The sequence below is a fragment of the Pseudoalteromonas sp. 11L1 genome (assembly GCF_055397545.1).
Map to the genome: position 1 here is coordinate 1,860,308 of NZ_AP041141.1, position 19,148 is coordinate 1,879,455.

General features: G+C 39.1%; 13 protein-coding genes. 4 read left to right on the forward strand and 9 right to left on the reverse strand.

Annotated features, from left to right (window positions below):
- Nucleotides 1-598: 598 nt before the first annotated feature.
- Nucleotides 599-1,027 (reverse strand): transposase, encoded by a 429-nt coding sequence (locus tag ACZ5WS_RS08615; protein ID WP_464707740.1) that lies wholly within the window; start codon nucleotides 1,025-1,027, stop codon nucleotides 599-601.
- Nucleotides 1,028-1,215: 188 nt separating this feature from the next.
- Complete coding sequence (locus ACZ5WS_RS08620) at nucleotides 1,216-1,443, reverse strand: hypothetical protein (RefSeq protein WP_249363147.1); 228 nt, start codon at nucleotides 1,441-1,443, stop codon at nucleotides 1,216-1,218.
- 434 nt (nucleotides 1,444-1,877) lie between these two features.
- Here ACZ5WS_RS08620 and ACZ5WS_RS08625 point away from each other — a divergent pair, with 434 nt between their 5' ends.
- A complete protein-coding gene (locus ACZ5WS_RS08625; protein WP_464707743.1) occupies nucleotides 1,878-4,634 on the forward strand; it encodes a hybrid sensor histidine kinase/response regulator in 2,757 nt (918 codons plus the stop codon).
- 156 nt (nucleotides 4,635-4,790) lie between these two features.
- On the opposite strand, the gene ACZ5WS_RS08630 is transcribed toward ACZ5WS_RS08625, so the two are convergent.
- Nucleotides 4,791-6,215 carry a sugar porter family MFS transporter gene (locus tag ACZ5WS_RS08630; protein WP_464707745.1) on the reverse strand — a complete coding sequence of 475 codons (1,425 nt, stop codon included), beginning with the start codon at nucleotides 6,213-6,215 and terminating at the stop codon, nucleotides 4,791-4,793.
- A gap of 190 nt (nucleotides 6,216-6,405) precedes the next feature.
- On the opposite strand from ACZ5WS_RS08630, the gene ACZ5WS_RS08635 reads away from it, so the two are divergent.
- Nucleotides 6,406-8,571, forward strand: coding sequence for an exonuclease domain-containing protein (locus tag ACZ5WS_RS08635; protein ID WP_464707747.1), 2,166 nt, complete (start codon nucleotides 6,406-6,408; stop codon nucleotides 8,569-8,571).
- 13 nt (nucleotides 8,572-8,584) lie between these two features.
- On the opposite strand, the gene ACZ5WS_RS08640 is transcribed toward ACZ5WS_RS08635, so the two are convergent.
- The 6 genes from ACZ5WS_RS08640 to dinG are packed head-to-tail and all read right to left on the reverse strand — an operon-like array spanning nucleotide 8,585 to nucleotide 13,404.
- On the reverse strand, nucleotides 8,585-8,740 hold the full coding sequence (locus ACZ5WS_RS08640; protein ID WP_138605011.1) for a YbaM family protein: 156 nt from the start codon (nucleotides 8,738-8,740) through the stop codon (nucleotides 8,585-8,587).
- A complete protein-coding gene (locus ACZ5WS_RS08645; protein ID WP_138605010.1) occupies nucleotides 8,733-9,005 on the reverse strand; it encodes a late competence development ComFB family protein in 273 nt (90 codons plus the stop codon). Before ACZ5WS_RS08645 ends, ACZ5WS_RS08640 begins: the two co-directional genes overlap by 8 nt.
- Before the next feature lie 50 nt (nucleotides 9,006-9,055).
- Nucleotides 9,056-9,943 carry a histone deacetylase family protein gene (locus ACZ5WS_RS08650; protein WP_464707754.1) on the reverse strand — a complete coding sequence of 296 codons (888 nt, stop codon included), beginning with the start codon at nucleotides 9,941-9,943 and terminating at the stop codon, nucleotides 9,056-9,058.
- The gene (locus ACZ5WS_RS08655) at nucleotides 9,943-10,551 is read right to left on the reverse strand and encodes a primosomal replication protein (protein WP_054202432.1); all 609 of its coding nucleotides are present in this window, start codon (nucleotides 10,549-10,551) and stop codon (nucleotides 9,943-9,945) included. The genes ACZ5WS_RS08650 and ACZ5WS_RS08655 overlap by 1 nt, the downstream gene beginning before the upstream one ends.
- A gap of 1 nt (nucleotide 10,552) precedes the next feature.
- The gene (locus tag ACZ5WS_RS08660; RefSeq protein ID WP_054202433.1) at nucleotides 10,553-11,329 is read right to left on the reverse strand and encodes a TSUP family transporter; all 777 of its coding nucleotides are present in this window, start codon (nucleotides 11,327-11,329) and stop codon (nucleotides 10,553-10,555) included.
- Nucleotides 11,329-13,404, reverse strand: a complete 2,076-nt coding sequence (gene dinG, locus ACZ5WS_RS08665; protein WP_464707759.1) for an ATP-dependent DNA helicase DinG — start codon at nucleotides 13,402-13,404, stop codon at nucleotides 11,329-11,331. Before dinG ends, ACZ5WS_RS08660 begins: the two co-directional genes overlap by 1 nt.
- A gap of 60 nt (nucleotides 13,405-13,464) precedes the next feature.
- On the opposite strand from dinG, the gene ACZ5WS_RS08670 reads away from it, so the two are divergent.
- The gene (locus ACZ5WS_RS08670) at nucleotides 13,465-15,813 is read left to right on the forward strand and encodes a DNA polymerase II (protein ID WP_464707762.1); all 2,349 of its coding nucleotides are present in this window, start codon (nucleotides 13,465-13,467) and stop codon (nucleotides 15,811-15,813) included.
- A gap of 403 nt (nucleotides 15,814-16,216) precedes the next feature.
- A complete protein-coding gene (locus ACZ5WS_RS08675) occupies nucleotides 16,217-19,090 on the forward strand; it encodes a TonB-dependent receptor domain-containing protein (RefSeq protein ID WP_138605006.1) in 2,874 nt (957 codons plus the stop codon).
- Nucleotides 19,091-19,148 lie beyond the last annotated feature (58 nt).

Below are 19,148 nucleotides of genomic sequence, written 5' to 3' on the forward strand. Positions count from 1 at the left end.
GGAGCACCCACGTTTTTTAGATGAGTTGATAAAACTTTTTTAAAGATACTGATTTTTTTCTATCTTAAATTCAGGAGAAGAATTTAGTTCAAGGTCACAATTTAGTTGCCACCAACCATCCTTTAATATTTTTGAAGTGAATGGGGTCACCCATTAGAAAGTTCCGGTCAAGCAGGCAGCTGTGTTTCCTTGATCTTTTATTCAAAAACCAAGTGTTTTTATTGTTTAAACTCAATTTAAATATGACTACGCACCTAGTAATGACGTCGATTGGTGTGAATATGCACTATGGCTTAGGTAAAAAACGCGATATGAATTTAGGCAGTTTAATTAAGCATTATTGATGATTAATTAATGCCCTTGGCTTTCGCCTCAGTCATCGTTTAGTACCAATGTCAGTCCAGTTTCTGGCTGTGTTTACACACTGCGCTGTAACAATTCTGTGGTTTATACTACACATAACCAACCCTTTGTGGCTCAAATATTGGACATATCCAGTATTTAAAATATGAGCGGTAACGTGCAGGCTCAATCAAATCTAGTGGCTTTATCAACCCCATTACTAGATCAACACGTTAACCTAATTTTTTTATAGTCGCTAAGTAAACGCCTTGTGTTCATCAAATGGGACATTATCTTTAAGCCTGTGATAACAGGCTCTTGCGAGCTTATGCGCAACCGTTTTAATTGCGATAACTTGGTTCGTTTTAGCCAGTTTTCGTTGATAATATTTTTTGATTGTCGGGTTGTACCGAATGGCAAAATTAGCGGCCTCAGTAAACGCCCACGCTAAATAACGATTACCATTCTTCTGATTCGTAGCGCCTTTTTTCTTTCCATAACGGTACCTTGCTCCTTTAACACAGCGACAATACGATGAGAAATTACTTGGCCTATCAAAACGTTCAATAGTGCTTGTCTCTAACATAATGGTCAGTGCTAAGGTATTCCCAATTCCATCAATACTGGTTAGGTTCATAAACTCAGGGGAGAGTGATGTTTGTTTTAAAATAGTGCCTTCTATCACATTAATTTGCTACAGCGTATTAATGAGAGGTTAGAAATGACTGGCAGTGCTGTACTCATTGAGCAAAGTCTGCATGTACCTGCTCAGTATCAACGCCTTTTCTGATAGCGGCCATTTGTTTTATTTTGTTGCTACTGAGCTTATATCCAAGATGTCGCATGTAGCAACTTTGTACTGATAATAAGTTTTTAGTGGACTTTAAATTCTGTATCCATTAAAGCGTCGACTAACCAGTACCAATTAAATGTTGATTCGACAACAAGCTCTTTTAAGTTGTCTTTATAAGGACTTAGAAAAGATAAAATGACAGACATGTCATTATTTAAACGCTTAACGGTAAGTGTTTCACCTTGTTCATTAATGATAGCAACAACAAAATTTTTTGAATACAAGTCAATTCCACCATATAGTTTCATACCAAGCTCCTCGAAATACAGTTTATGTTTTGGTCAACACAACTGTATCGAAAAACTCGAGAAGCTTTCTATATGATTATCAAATCTTGATTTTGGACATTAAAGATTTTCAAGGTCTGCTCAAGGCACAGAGTAGTCAGCTAAACTGGGCTGTATTATTAAGTGGTTAGCTACATAAAGCCTGTATTTAGTAACTTTATGCCATTATAAGCTTCAATCTTATGCCAACTTACACTTCAAACAACATTGGGTGTATTAAAATTCCATTTATCTATTTTCTAATATTTTATTTTGTTATTCGTGCGCTAATTCTAGCTTTTACGCACTTAGCTAATTCTTTGTCTTTATAGACAATAGCTAATGGGTAAGTAATAATTAAAACTCGTGATTATACTTTACGCCGCAGGTGTTCAATAAAGCTATTAAGGGTCAATATGACATCTCAGAGAAATAAATGGGCGCTGGCAATATTACTCGGGCTTATTGGAGGTTGCGTTAATCTTTTACCTCTGTATTTTTTTGATAGCTCTGAATTTTTATTTGGTCAGACGTTTGTAATACTTAGCCTAGTGTTTGCAGGGCTTCGTTATTCTCTCCTTAGCTTAGCGATTGTAACTGGTTTTTTATTTTATCGCTGGGGACATAGCTGGAACAGTGTTGTTTATGTGCTTGAGTTGTTTTGGCTTTATGCCTTTTGTTTAAAGCGTTCTAAGCCAATACTTCCCTTAGGTGCAGTGTTTTGGTTTTTAGTTGGCTTACCACTGGTCTGGGTGTTGGGTCACTTTGTTATAGGTCTTCCTTGGCTTACACTTGTTGTGGCTGCCTCAAAATACTTAATCAATGCTATGATAGCGTTGGCTTTGGTCGACTTGGTGAGTATATTTGTCCCCCATGCAAGCCGAGCTTATCAAGGGCAGCCTCTGGCCCGAATATTAAGCTATGTTGTAAGTATAATTATTGCTTTAGTGGTTTTGATCACCAGTGTCTTTTTGGTTAATCAGCATTATTCGCGCTTAGAATACGAAGTAAACACTCAACTTAAAGAAAAATCTCGTTCGATCAGTGCCCAGCTGAGTGATTATTTATTGTTTCATAAAAGTGCCATGGTAATAACCAGTGATGCAATAAGTGCTGGGGTATCAATACAACAGCAGTTAGAGCGGCTAATGGAATTATATCCTGGCTTTGTAACTAGTCTATATGCCAGCTCTGAAGGTTATGTCGAGAAAAGTATACCGAGTGAATTGCTCAGTGGTTTGAGTCAGAGTCAGCGTTATATTAATGATCGTCCTTATTTTGCTCAAGCTCAGCAGTTCCCGTTGGGCTATATCAGTGGTGTTTTTCAAGGCAGAGGATTAGGCGATCAACCCATTGTAGCGCTTTCCGCCCCGATTTATAAAAATGATGAGTTTTATGGGGTCGTTGAGGGATCACTTAAGCTAGATCAATTAGAGCGGTTTATACCAAATTTATTTGAATATAATGGGGATTTACTTGTTCTAGATGCAGATAAAAAAGTGGTATTTAGTTCGTTAAGCCAGTTTGCTGCGCTCAGTGATTTTAAGCAGCAGGAACTTAGTCTTCAAAGCCTCAGTGGCAATCAACTTTTTCGCTCAAATGATAACGAGATGTACCATACAAATCAGTATGTTGACGACAACACAGGTTGGCAGGTTATATCGTTATATAATCGTAAACATTTAACTATGGTGGTAGTGGCTGCATGGTTGCCTACTATGTTATTAGGATTATGCTCTATTGCACTAGTGGTTTTATTTATTCATAAATTTACCCATTTGTTGGTTAAACCCATCATAGAGCTCACTCATTTAATTAATAGCTTTAGTAAAACTAAAAAACACGTATTTAATACAGATTCTAGTTGGTATGAAGTGCTGCAACTACAGCAACAATTTGAAATGTTGGGCAATGCACTACAACACTCAATTAAAAGTTTGCAAGCTTCTAATGTAAAAAATGAAGATCTCAATAAACAGCTTAGTCATTTTAATCAGCAATTAGAAGAGAAAGTCGCAGAGCAAACAACTGAATTAACACAAGCAGTTAAACTCGCCAATGAAGCAAATATTGCTAAGTCACAATTTTTAGCAAACATGAGTCACGAACTTCGAACACCTATGAATGGCATATTAGGTATGGGAGAGGTTTTGCTTCGAGATCAGTCCTTAAGTACCGAACAAAAGGAGTTGTTAATCACACAACAAAAAAGTGCAAAAAACTTGCTTAATATTCTTAACGATATTTTAGATTTTTCTAAAATTGAAGCAAATGCCATGGAGCTAAATATTAAGCCTACGCAGCTAACTCCATTTATCGAAAATATACGTTCTTTATTTTCCTCGATTGTTGCTGCCAAAGAGGTAGAGTTTACGGTTATTCAATCTAAGAATTTGCCACTGTGCATTAGTGTTGATGAATTACGCTTAAATCAGGTGATCATTAATTTACTCTCTAATGCGTATAAATTTACGCAGCAAGGCTTTGTGAATTTGTCGTTTGATTATCACGATAATATGCTTCAAGTTAGCGTTGAAGATAGTGGCATTGGTATTGCGAAGGCACAGCAATCACTGTTATTTAGCGAATTTACTCAAGCTGATGTGGGCGTTGCTCGTAAATATGGGGGAACAGGGCTCGGGTTAGCTATTTCTCAAAAGCTGATAAAAATGATGGGCGGTGAAATTCAGTTACATAGCGAAGAAGGTAAAGGTAGTACGTTTGCGTTTAGTATTAGCGCACCAGAGTCAGCAGACGCTCCCTCAACCTTACCTAAAAAAGCAGCTTTGCAACCAAATCTACTGGGTAAGCACATACTGTTGGTAGAAGATAATGCGATAAATCGGCAGGTTATTTCAAAAATGTTGGAGCCGACTAAAGCTGTGGTTGTTATGGCCGAGGATGGTATTAAGGCTCTTGATGTATTAAAAGAGCAATCGTTTGATTTGATTTTAATGGATTGCCAAATGCCTAACATGGATGGTTATGAATGCACACGTACGATTAGAGTTATGGAACTTAAAACAGGTTGGCGAGTGCCTATAGTAGCGATTACGGCTAATGCCTATGAAGAAGATAAACAGCGATGCTTAATAGCCGGTATGGATGACTTTATTGCCAAACCAATTAATAGTGATGATTTATACACTGTGATTGGTAATATACTCAGTTGATAATGGTTTAACAGGCAAAAGCTTACACCGTGCCAGAGAGTATTCGCTTGCCAAATGGTTAAATGTATCTAATTAGTTTTATGAGCAGAAAGATAATAGGACGGAGGATTAGCCTGAGTAAACTAATGGCAAGTCGATGCTACTCAGGCTAAGTAATTACATTGACTCTAATTTCATACCGCGTGTTTCTTTGATGTATTTGACCACAAAAAATACACTAATAAATGCCGATAAGGCATAAAAGCCATAAGCGCCAGCTAAACCAATACTGCCGAGCATAATCGGGAAGGTCATAGTAATAGCAAAGTTAGCTATCCATTGCGCGCTAGCTGCAACAGCAAGGGCCGCACCGCGAATACGGTTATTAAACATTTCGCCAAGTAGCACCCACACTATAGGGCCCCAACTTAAGCCAAAAAATACCACAAACAAATTAGCCATTATTAATGCAAAGGTACCCATATTTTCGCTAAGTGCTAACTTGCCTGCTTCATCAAGTCCAGCGCTACCAAAGGTGTAAGTAAGTGCACTTAAACTAATAAACATACCTAAGCTACCTACCAATAATAGTGGCTTGCGGCCTACTTTATCGACTAAGGCAATAGCAATAAAGGTAGATAAAATATTGGTGGTGCCGGCAAGTACATTAATAAACAGTGATTGTGATTCATCAAAACCGGCGGCTTGCCATAGCTCTGAGCCGTAATAAAATACCACGTTAATACCAACAAATTGTTGGAAAACAGATAAAGCTACACCCACCCAAACAATAGGGTGTACTTTTTTACTGCCATCAATAAATAAGTCGCGAATACTTGGCTTTTTATCACTTTGCAGAGACTGCTTCACGTCACTGATTTGTGTATCTGCATTATCATTTGAGATTTTGTTAAATACAGTTTTAGCGTGTTTAAGTTTACCTTGTGCAACTAGGTAACGCGGTGATTCAGGGATAAACAGTACACCAATTAAAAATAAGCCTGCAGGAACAAGTTCAGCCCAAAACATCCAGCGCCACGCGGCTAAATCTAACATTAAAATACCCTCGGCACCGCCAGCAGCGTTAGCAATTAGGTAGTTACTTAAAAAAGCTGCAAATAAACCAAGAACTATAGCGAGTTGTTGCAGTGTAGCTAAGCGACCACGTAGACTTGCTGGTGCTACTTCTGCAATATAAGCAGGTGCTAAAACAGAGGCTGCACCTATGCCTAATCCGCCAAACAAGCGGTAAAAAATAAACTCAGCAGAACTATCTGCAATGCCAGAGCCAAAAGCGCTGACTGCAAATATAATGGCAGTGACAATCATAATAGCGCGACGGCCAAACTTGTCAGCTAATGGGCCAGCGGCGAATGCCCCTAATGCACAGCCTAATAATACAGATGCAACATTAAAACCAGTTGCAACACTGCTTGAATTAAATGTATTACCCAATGCCGATACGGTGCCATTTATAACGCCTGAATCGAAACCAAATAAAAAGCCACCAATAGCGGCAACGGCCGATATAAAAATAACATATAAAAGCGAGCACTTAGTCTGTGCGCTATGCTCACCTTTAGTTGCATGCTGTGTCGTCATGTTGTTCAATCCTAATTTTTATTATGTGTAATGTAGTTAAAGTAGCACTAAATTTGCTGGCAACCTTAGCACAGAGTGATCACGCTAAAAAAGATATTTCAATAGTAATACGTATGCATAAAAATTTTATTGGGTTGATAAAAATAACGAGATACTAGATACTGTTTTTATATACAGTATGGGCGGTTTTATGAAAAAAGAGTTACCAGCGAAATATTATTTGGCACATTTTAGAGAGCTATTAACGTTTGTGAGCGAGAAATGCATGCATTTACTCGAGCAAAAGCATATTTCATTTATTAGTAAAATAAACACGCTCGACGAACAGAGCCAGTGTATGTTGGCGCGCATTTATTCTCGTAAGCCTTATTTAGTTCAAACCCAATCATTAAACTACGAAGAAATTAGCTTGCCATACCAAGCACTTTTTAAATTAAAAGCGGCAAAGTTAATTGTAGAACCCTCTGATAAAGATCATAGGCAACTACTAAGTCACCTAACAAAACCGGCCTTAATAGAGCTGCTAGAAAAGCAAGAACAACCGCCATTATTTAAAAAAAGCGCTGCTAAAAGTAACTTAGTTGAAATAGCTAGTTCATTCTTTGAATCTAAGCCAGAGTGTCTTGCACACTTATATAATCAGTACGTGATAAATAATAGAGAAGAGTACTACGAGTATTTTGAATTTTTATATATTGGCAGGCTCAGTGCAGGCGATATTAATCATCAAAATCGATTTGTACTGCGAGATTTAGGCGTAACACCTGTTAGACAAGAGCATAGTGAAAGCTTGTCGCGCTTTGATTCAATAGAGGAAGCTCAGTCTAACTATGCATTAAACCGTTTGCGACTAACGCTTAAAAATACAAAAGATGACAATGAAAGAGAGGAACTAGCAAAGAAGCTAATAAATGAAGTAGCGTTAGGGGATATTGCAAAAGAGTTAAAAAACAAGTTACTGGTTACACTTTATAAGCAACTAAAAACAACTAACCCAACACTTGCGTTTGATGTACTTAATGCTTGCGAAGACGATGCACAAGCCCTCGAGATTCAAATAAGGGAGCAATATCGACAAGGCAATAAGCAATGGGTAAAAACGCAGCTTGAGCAAATTATAGAAAACCCGCTTACTGATGAGTTACTGTATTTTGCAGATGACTTTTTAATGCGTAAATTTAACAAGCAAACCCGTTCGCGGCTCAGTGAAATGTTAGCCAGTACACGCTGCATTATAGAAGTTGATGAACTCTACCGCGGCGATGTTGAGTTAGGTGTAAGCGATCACTACACTCGTCAAGGCAAACAGGTTTTTTATACTGAAAATACTTTGTGGCAAAGCCTATTTGCGCTGGTTTTTTGGCAAGAGCTATTTATTGAAACCCCGACGCCGCTTTGTAATGAATTTGATATTTTCCCACAAGCGTTAAAAACAGACTCCTTTTACTTAAATCAATCCTCACAAATAGAAGCGCGGCTGGCTGCGTGTAATAGTACCCCCAAATTGCTGCGTTTAGTGTGTAACCATGCCGCGAAGTATTATGAGCAACCAAATGGCTTATTTAGGTGGCACCCAGATGTGTTAAAGCCAGTAGAGATGCTTATATTAAATAGCCCAATAACGGCTTTACTTCAGCATTTAAAAAATATGGCAAAGAACTACCGACAGCTAAAAGACGGTTATCCCGATTTAATGATTGTTGATAATAACGCCGTTCATTTTGAAGAGGTTAAAGCGCCTGGCGATAAGCTCAAAAGAAACCAACTAGTGAGTATCGATAATTTAAAAAACTGTGGCTTTATCGTAAATATTGCAGCGGTAAACTGGTATGTAGATCCTAAGCGGATTTATAGTGTGGTAGATATTGAAACAACAGGGGGCCTAAAAGGGGGGAACCGAATTACCGAAATTGGTGTTGTTAAAATACAGCAAGGCAACATTATTGATACATGGACTACGCTGATAAACCCAGATCGGCCTATCCCTCGTTTTATTACTAAACTAACCGGTATCAACGACGCCATGGTAAGTGATGCGCCTATATTTAGCGACATTGCTTCGACTTTATTAGATAAGCTTTCGGGTAGTATTTTTGTCGCTCACAATGTTAATTTTGATTATGGCTTTATTAAAAAAGAGCTTGAGGGGCTGGGAATCAACTTTAAAATGCCAAAACTATGTACCGTTGTTGAATCACGTAAAGCATTTAAGGGATTAAAGTCGTACTCACTGGGGAATTTATCTGCACACTTTAATTTAGATTTAACTAACCATCACCGTGCATTAGATGATGCTAAAGCGGCCGCGCAGTTATTGTTACTGGTACAACAATCTACAAATAGGGTTTGCGTTTAGGAAGTAAAAAGCGCTAAGTGCGCTTTGTTACTTTATTTTCAAAGTCACTTTTTACGATATCGAGCGCTTTTAATACTTCTTCTGGCTCTACATCGTGTTGCTCTAAAATCATAATTAAATCAACAGCCAGTTTCACGTGTGTAGGAGCTTCTTCTAGTGGGTTACTCATGGAGCGCTTTCTTTTTAGCTATTTGATCAATCGCAAAATTAATGGCAACTTCTACGCGTTGCTGCATATCTAAACGATCTGTTTGAGTTAAATAAAACGCCATATCTACATCGTAACGAATATAGCGGGGTGGTAATTGATTGAGAACGGTGCAGCAAAAGTCAGCCATTACATCGTCGTTGTAACGTTCATTAAGTTTACGTTTTTCTATTTCTTCTAAAACGAGTTTTTCGTAAAAATTGTGTATGTCGTCATCTAATCGCATATTCCTGTCACTCTTTTTTATTGTCTGTAATGAGTCTATACCAAGGATTGTTATAAATCGAGAGCCGCTTTAAATAGTTGCTTATGGACACTAATTAAATTGTTGATGTTACGTTGATAACCGCCACCTAAAGCGCACATAAGCGGGATGTTTCGCTGCTTACAAAAGTTAAGAACGGTAAAGTCACGCGCGTATACGCCAGCTAAAGAAACATCAAATAAGCCAAGTTCGTCTTTGGTATAAATATCGGCGCCCGCATTATATAAAATAATATCGGGCTGGTGCAGACGAACACATAACTCAAGAGCTTGCTCTAGTGTTGTTAAATACTCTGCATCTGTGGTGTTTGCAGGTAAGCCGAAGTCGTAGTTTGAGTGCTGTTTTTGCCGAGGAAAGTTTTGTTCACAGTGAATTGAACAACTAATTATCTGCTCGTGCTGTTGGGTTATTTGCGCGGTACCATCACCTTGGTGTACGTCGCAATCAAATATTAATACGGTGTCGGCTTGCTTCGTTGCAATAAGGTGCGCTGCCGCAATGGCTAAATCATTAAAAATACAAAAGCCACTGCCGTAATTGCTGTAAGCATGATGATAACCGCCACTTAAATTAGCCGCTAAACCACTTTTAATTGCACTTTCTGCGGCTTGAATGCTGGCACCAACAGAGTAAAGTGTTCGCTCAACAAGTTCAGGAGAGTGAGGAAATCCCATTTTCTTCACCGCTTTGTCAGTTAACGACCCGTTTAAAAAGTCAGCAATATAATCTGAGCTATGGCATAAGCTTAACTGCGCTGTAGTTGCAGGCGAAGGCGATATAAATTGGGTGTAGCCTAAGCGCTCTATTTCATGCTTAAGCTGCTGATACTTTTTAATTGGAAATCGATGGCGCTCATGGAGCGTTAAAGCAGAGTAGAGAGGGTGATAAAAAAGCTGCATTAGCGTAGCTGTTGTTTTTCTACTTGTTGAATTTTGTCTTCGGTGGCAGAAATCGCTTTTCTACAACGGCCGAGTCGTGCATGAGTAGTTAAAATTTCTTGGTTAAGCTTTTGTGCTTGCGCAGGCGATGCTTTTTCCATTTGCAATTTACGCTCTTCAATCATCAGTACTAGGCGACGTTCAAATTCATGGTTTTGTTTAAGTTCGTCATATAACTCGTGGGATGATTGCATGATTTTTTGCACCGCTTGTTTATAAACAGGCTGTTTAGCACGAGGCTTATAATGACTTTTATTTTCTTTCACCCAAATAGGGGTCGATTTAATAACATTAAATACCGCTTGTACCTGACTGGCAATACGCTCAAGTGCATAGGTGTAAGCATGGCGGTGTTCGCTAGGTGGTAGGCTAGCTATTTCATCTTCTATTTCTACTACGTAGTCGGCTAAGTTCATACTTTTGGTGCTAAACACGGCTCTGTCAAATAGGCTCGGCTGTGCCTGCATATACCGGTTTTTAGAAAAGAGCTTTGCTTTGTCAAATTGCTCTGCTTGTTGCTTAAGCGTAGCAACTTGTTGGCGTAGTTTGTCTAAAGCAGCAGATTGCATATTAAAAGTATGCCTCGTAAATTAGTTTTAATGCTAAAAGTATAACCATCGTATTAAATACTGGACGAATAAATTTACTGCCAAAACGAATCGCTGAATGTGCGCCAAACCATGCACCAAGCATGATAAAGAAGCCCATTGTAATTCCCAGTAAAAAGTTAACATGGCCAAGTGCAACAAAGGTGATCAGCGAGATAAAGTTAGAAACAAAATTCATTGAACGCGCCAAACCACAATTAAGTAGCAAACTCATTTTATAAAGCATACCGTTTGAGGCAGTCCAAAAAGTTCCCGTTCCAGGCCCCGCCAAACCATCAAAAAAGCCTAGGCTTAACCCTTGTAGCCACTGTTTAATTTTTATTGCGCGGGTTAATTCAGGTAGGTCGTCGCTTTGTGTGGTACTTAAATTACCAAATAAGCTGTAGCAAGCCACTAAAATAATAATAATGGGTAAGAGCTTATTTAAAAACTCAATGCTTAAATGATCAACAATAAGTGTGCCTAACAAAGCACCTATGGCGGTGGCGATTATAGAAGCAAACCAAAATCGTGGGTTAAATAATTGTTTTTTATAATAGGTAATACTGGCAGTTAACGAGCCAAAACTGGCGGCCAATTTATTAGTGCCGAGCGTTAAATGAGGAGGTAATCCCGCCGTTAACAGTGCCGGTACAGTGAGTAAACCACCACCGCCAGCAATAGCATCAATAAAGCCTGCTAAAAGTGCAACGCCACATAAAATAGCCCAAGTTGTTGGGTCGAGTGCAAGTTCAAACATCAGTAATCTATTTGTCTTTTAAAAGGTGGTAAGGTGTCGAGCATGGCTTTGCCATATCGTTTGGTGATTAAGCGTCTATCTAAAATAGTTATTGTGCCAATATCACTTTCTTTGCGCAGCAGTCTACCACAGCTTTGTACCAATTTCTTTGCTGCGTCTGGCACGGTTATAGATAAAAACGGATTACCGCCTTTACTTTGCACAAACTCCGCTTGTGCTTCTTCTATTGGCGATGTGGGCACCGCAAATGGAATTTTTGTAATAATTAGGTTTTCTAAATATTTACCAGGTAAATCAAGTCCTTCAGAAAGGCTTTGGGTGCCAAATAAAATACTGCCTTTGCCTTCATCAATATTTTTAGTATGTAATTTGAGTAAAGCTTCTCGTGACATTTCACCTTGTACTAATAAGTTAAATCCTTTTGTTCTAAGGAACTTACTTACATGGTCCATTTGCCAGTAAGAGGCAAATAATACTAAGTTGGCTTTTTTAGTGTTTAGATACTCGGGTAGTGTTTTAGCAATATGATCGCTAAATTCTTTATCTGTTGGCTCTATGCTTGACGTCGGAATTCGCAGAGTGGCTTGTTTTGGGTAGTCAAACGGGGAGGGGACTTTAATAAACTTTACCCCTTCTTCTTTAGCAAGGCCACTTTCATAGGCAAAATGATCAAATGAGCCTAGTGCGCTCAAGGTAGCAGAACATAGCACGGCTCCAGCACATTCGCTCCACAGCTTATCTTTTAAATAGTAACCGACCTCAATGGGGCAGTCGCTAAGCAAGTGATCATGATGGCTTTTATATTCAAGTCGTTTTATCCAACGCGCATGCGGCGTGCCTTCGCCTTTAGTAGCGTAACTAAACCATAATTTATTAAGTTGTTCTAACCGGTTTATGTATTGCCCACTTTCAGCCAGAATGGGGTCGGCAACATAAGGTTTAATATCACCGTCGCTTACATCTTGTGTGAGGGTATCGTGCATTTTATTCAAACACCGTAATGCATCAAGCGTGGCTTCGCTAATGTCTTTTGCCTTCGCATGTAGCGATTTAGGAATTTCACCATGTTCAAAGCGATAGGTATCGTCTTTTGAATATTCAAAATCGGCGTTGTCGAGAATATCGCGGACTACTTTTAAATCTTTGTTAGCATCGTTAACGCTATCGCATAACTTAAAGTTTTGCCCAATACCTTTTTGCCCCACTAACACTTTGGCCATTTTGCCACTAAATTTAGTGAGTTTGTCGAGCCAATCTATCGTGCCTTTTATGGTAGCTGCAGCAGATGAAAAGTCGCGTGTAATATGCGCAAGGTGATGCGCTTCGTCGATTATATAAATGGTATTGTCGGGTTCGGGTAAAATTTTTCCGCCCCCTAAATCTAAATCGGCTAATAGTAACGAATGGTTTATAACTAATACATCCATTTGCATTAACTGCTGGCGGGCGAGTTGAAAAGGACATGTTTGGTGTGCTTTCATCTGGCGTTGGCAAGCATGCTTATCGCAGGCGATTAGTCCCCATACCCTATCAGGAATGGTATCAGCCCAGCTGTCTCTATCGCCTTGCCATTTTTTGTTTACATAGGCATCGTAAAGTTGCTTTAAGCATTTAGTTTCCATATCACTAAGTGGCGATGTAAGGGTAGGCATAAACTCCATTTGAGTTTGGCTATCGCTGTTCAGCGCATTATGAAGTTTGTGTGCACAAATATAACGTTGGCGGCCTTTTACTAAATCAAATTTAAAATCGAGCCCGGAGTGCTTTTTAAAAAACGGCAGCTCTTTAGCGATTAACTGCTCTTGCAAAGCGACCGTAGCTGTAGAAATAACCAGTTTCTTTTTTTGTGCTAATGCCAGCGGTAGAGCGCCTAGGCAGTATGCTAATGACTTGCCGGTACCTGTGCCTGCTTCAATAACGCAAATACGTTGTTTTTTATGGTATTCACCGGCTAATGTTTTGGCGATTTCAGCAACTAAATAGTTTTGACTACTGCGAGGGCGGTAATCGGTTAGGTTATTTGCAACATGCTGGTGTACTTGTCTAATTGTTTTTTTAAGTGAGCTCGATAGCATGTGATGATTAACCTAAAATATGTATATAATTACAGTGTATATATTAAGTGGGATCGAACATTGACACAAGCAATCTATCAGGGCTTTATTTTATCAAGGCAACAATACGGGGCTAAAAATGCACAAGGTATTACTTTGTGTTACTGGCTAAGCTCTGATCAGGGCCCGATAAAAGTGACGATTGAAAACCAGCAAGCGGTATTCTTCATCCCATTAGCACAGCAGCAGGCAGCGAATACCTTGTTGACTAAGGCGAGTGTTAACGTCCAGTTTAATAATGTTGAGCTTTGTCACTTTAGTGGTAGCGAGTGTGTTGCCTGTTACTTTAACGATATAAAAAGCCTATACACTGCAAGAGCTCTTTTAGAGCAAGTAATGCCAATTTACGAAGCCGATGTGCGCCACAGTGATCGCTTTTTAATGGAGCGCTTTATTAAAGGAGGTGTATGGGTAACCGGTAACGCCAAAGCTCAAAACGGCTTTATTGAAATTAGTGATGCAAAGCTAAAAGCAAACACCGAGTATACGCCAACGCTTAAGTCTGTTTCTTTGGATATAGAATGCAATGGCGACGGGGTGTTATTTAGTGTTGCACTGGTGGGAAATGGTTTAGATTGTGTATTGATGATAGGTGAGCAACAGCTGCAGAGCGACTCGACATTTGAAATAGACTGGTGCTTCGACGAAATTAACCTGCTCACCAAGCTGCAGCAGTACATTATAAATAATGACCCCGATGTTATTGTTGGTTGGAATGTTATTGATTTTGATTTTAGTTTATTGCAAGAACGCGCTGAGGCGTTAGGGCTTACTCTAAACTTTGGCCGAGATAATCAACCTTTATATATTAATAAAGGCCATTACACTCGATTAACGCTTCCGGGGCGGTGCGTCATTGATGGCATTGATACCTTGAAGAATGCCACTTATCGATTTGACAGCTTTTCGTTAGCCAATGTTGCAGAGCGAGTGCTTAACGAATCTAAATTAATAAAAACCGATAACCGATTAACAGAAATTGTTCGTCAATTTAATGAAGATAAGCTCGCTCTAGCGGCTTATAATCGTCAAGACTGCATTTTGGTTAATCAGATTTTCGAAAAACTAAAGTTATTTGAATTTGCCATAGTCAGAACTCAAATCACCGGGCTAGAACTTGAGCGCATGGGTGGCTCGGTTGCCGCATTTACAAACTTATATTTACCGCTGTTACATCGCAGTGGTTATGTTGCTCCCAACTTAGGCGATCATGGTTTATCTTTTGAAAGCCCTGGTGGCTATGTGATGGAGTCGACTCCAGGGCTTTTTAAAAACGTATTGGTACTTGATTTTAAAAGCTTATATCCGTCAATTATGCGTACGTTTTGTATTGACCCGCTAGGTTTAATCGCAGGGCTAAATGAGCCAGAACAAGCGGTTGAAGGATTTAATCAGGCATTATTTTCAAGAACGCAACACCACCTGCCTAAATTAATTGAGCACCTGACACAAACTCGCCAAAAGGCAAAAGACACTAATCAACCCATGCTATCGCAAGCGATTAAAATTATTATGAATAGCTTATATGGTGTACTGGGCTCTAAAGGCTGTCGGTTTTACGACCCGCGCTTGTCGAGTTCTATCACTTTACGTGGCCATGAAATAATGCAAACAACTCGTAAATGGATAGAAGCGCAAGGCTTTGAGGTGATATATGGTGATACCGACTCTACGTTTGTAAAACTCAGTGAAGATACAAGTCCTGAGCAATGCAACGAGATTGGCAGCCAACTTGTTCGACATATAAACGAAAAGTGGCAGGTCGACTTAAGGCAGCGTTATGACTTACAAAGCTATTTAGAAATTGAATTTGAAACCCATTACAGTCCGTTTTTTATGCCAACTATACGAGGTAAAAAAACAGGTTCTAAAAAACGTTATGTTGGTCAAGTAACCAAAAAAAATGAAAAAAAGTTGGTCTTTAAAGGTATGGAAACCGTTCGCAGTGATTGGACTGAGTTTGCACAGGAGTTTCAAATACAGTTGTTTGAAACTCTTTTCTCTAGTCACTTCGAAATACAGCAACTGCACAATATAATAAACAGCTTCACGCAAAAATTATACAGCGGTGACTTTGACCACAAGCTCGTTTATAGAAAGCGTTTAGGGCAGCACCTGAGCGATTATATTAAAAATATCCCACCTCACGTTCAAGCAGTTAAAAAACACAAAGCAAGCCATCCTGAGTTTGAAATAAAACGCGGGCAAGTAATCGAATATGTTTACGCAGTATCCGGCGCTGAGCTTTATACCGGTAAAAACACCCTTAATTACCTCCTATACATTCAAAGACAGCTTGAACCCGTAGCGCAAATGATATTAAGCGCTTTAAACACATCAACTGAATCTACTCAAGCTACATTATTTTAACTTAGCTATGAGGAAAATAGGTGCTTTGTAGGTTTTTTTTCGATTATAAGTTCCTATTTCGCATAAAAATTGTAAATTTTAAAGTTAACATTTGTGATCATGATTACAAAATTGTTTTAAATCACTACAAAATAAAAATCTAACATAAATTGATAATTACCCTTCAAATCAAATGTTTATCTTTTTGTTTTTGGGTTGTTTCTAAATCAAATCCAAAAAAAAGCTTAAAAAGCGAACCAAATAAACTTAAAAATGATAACGAGAAGTCACTTAAAGTGTTTTTAAGGTTAATTTAATGTTGACCGTGTTGTGATCAAAGTATTATCATCTAGGGCATGATCACATTTTAATTAACAAAAGTGGTCAAAAATAAAAAAACAAATAGTATTCTAGGGAGAATCAAATGTTAAATAACAAAGTTTCAAAAGCAGTTCGTTTAGCGATCGCTTTTGGTGCAGCTTCTACTGCTGCTTTCTCAGCAAGCTCAATTGCTGCAGAAGAGGGTGCAGAACAAGTTGAAAGAATTCAAGTAACCGGTTCACGTTTAACAAGAACTGATCTTGAAGGTGTTGCTCCAATCACTACCATTTCTGGCGAGTCTATGGGTGATATGGGTATCAGTAATGTTGGTGAATTCATTCAGTCAAACCCTGTAATGTCGGGCTCACCAGCTACTACAAGCACAAACAACGGCGGTAACGGTGGTGTATTCGTAGAGCTTCGTGGTCTAGGTTCGTCAAGAACACTTGTACTAATTAATGGTCGCAAACCTGTTTCAAGTGATTTCCAAAACATCCCATCTGCAATGATCGAAAGAATCGAAATTCTTAAAGATGGCGCGTCTGTAACTTACGGTTCAGCTGCTATGGCAGGTGTTGTTAACGTTATCACTAAAAAGCAATTTACAGGTATTGAACTAAAAGCTAATACTTCTTGGTACGACGATTTCAGCGCAGGCAAGCAAGAAAACTTTGAAATTGTAGCTGGTAAAGAATTTGACTCAGGTCATATTACTGTTGGTTTTGATTACTCTCAACAAGACCCAATCTATCAAGGCGATGTAAAGGGTGTAGATTTCTTCCAATACCCTTGGTACGTAGGTTCTACAGATCAAGCTAAAAGCTTTTATGAAAATGGCCTAATCACTCCACAAGATGATCCAGATAATGCAAACGTAATTATTTTAGGTTCAGGCTCTGTTCCATGTGGTAACTTCTACCTTAGAAATCAACCAGGTAGCTTCACAAATGGTAATTGTCCAACAGGTGCTGATGGTAAACCTGCAGCAGGTGACATGAGACCTTTCGTTGGTGGTGGTGCGAATAACGATACATATAACTACGCTCCAGTTAACCTAATGCAAACACCTTATGAAGTAGTAAACTTCTTTGTTGACACGTCATTTGAAGTTTTTGACGGCGTAACGCTATACACAGAAACTCGTATCAACAAACGTGAATCTCGTCAAGAGCTTGCCGCTGTTCCTTACGATACTCGTTTTGATCCAGGATACTTAGTACCTGACTCTGCTGGTAACATGGTAAATGGTGTTTCTGCAGATAACTACTACAACCCATTTGGCGAAGATGTAATTCGTTCACGTCGTCGTATGCTTGAAGGCGGTCGTTCATTTGAGCAAGATTATGTTCGCTTCCAAAACGTGATCGGTCTTACTGGTGATATTAATGATTCTTGGACCTATGACGCTTACTACAACTATGGCGCTAATAGCCTAAATGATACTGATTTTGGTCAGTTATATGGTCCTAACTTATCAAATGCAATGGGTCCTTCATTTAAAGACGCTGACGGTAACATCGTATGTGGTACAGAAGCTAACCCAATTGCCGGTTGTGTATCGCTAAATGTATTTGGTGGTCCAGGTACTGTAACTCAAGAAATGCTTGATTATGTTACGGCTCCTCTTGGTGATTCTTACAACGATTCATTCCACCAAGTTCGCATAGACGTGTCAGGTGAGTTATTTGAACTACCTGCAGGTTATGTAGGCAGCGCGTTCGGACTTGAGTATTACGAGACAGAATTTGAAGATGTAACTGACTCAGGTAAATTCTTTGACGAAGTGACAGGTAATACTGGTCAACCACTTACAGGTCTTGGCAGACATTACACTGCAGCAACAGCTGAATTCTTAATCCCGTTAATTGCAGACATGGGTGTTGAAACTCTTGATCTTACAGTAGGCGGTCGTTACGATGATTTCAGTACGACTGGTACTAGCTTTACTTGGAATGCCAAGTTAGAGTCGCGCGTTTTTGATGGTTTGAAATTCCGTGCTAACTACTCAGAAGTATACCGTGAACCTACACTAGATGATCTATATTCTCCTGCTGCGGATTCTTTTGAAACAGCATCTGATCCATGTGGCGCTGCTCGATACGGTGATTTATCAGCTGCAGGTCAAGCATTATGTGGCACTCAAGGTGTACCAACAGGTGGTCACTCAAGCACTGACTCTCAAATTCGTACTCGCGTAGGTGGTAACACAGAGCTACAAGCTGAAACAGGTGAAACAATCACAGTTGGTTTCGTATGGGCTCCAAACTTTATCGATAACCTTGGTATCACAGTTGATTACTGGGATATCAACATCGATGGTAAAATCGATTCTTTAGATACTACAGACATCATGAATGGTTGTTACACAGGTCTTCTAGAAGAGCAGTGTGCTAAAATCACTCGTGCGGCAGATGGTACTATCGACAAAGTTGATAGCCGTACAACTAACCTTGCTGGTATGACAGCTAAAGGTATAGACGTAGATGTAAACTACAGCTATGAGCTACCTAAAGGTATGTTACGCCTTAACCTTGCTTGGACTCATTTCTTAGAAAGAGGTGAAGAAAACTTCAACGCAGAAACAGCAACGTTTAATCTTGAAGATTTAGCTGGTCGTTTTGAAAATGATACGTCTTACTTTGAAGACAAAGTATTATTTAATGCAACTTACATGTTAGATGACTTAAGAGTTGTTTACGCAGCTAACTACCTTTCAAGCCTAGAATATGCTGACCTTTCTTTCTTCAATGCTGCAGGTGAGCTTGAGGGAATGAAAGCTACTATAGACTCACAGGTTTACCATGACTTGTCAGGTCAATACACATTCAGCACTGATACTACAGTACAGTTTGGTGTTCGTAACTTAACTAATGAGTTACCTCCTTTCATCGAAACTGCATCTAATGGTAGCACTGATGAAAGTAACTACAGACTTTATGGTCGTCAGTTCTTTGCTGGTATTTCTCAAAAGTTCTAATGTTACTTTTCAGGACTTATTAAACTAATAATTAGTTCTAAGTTAAAAGTTAAACGGC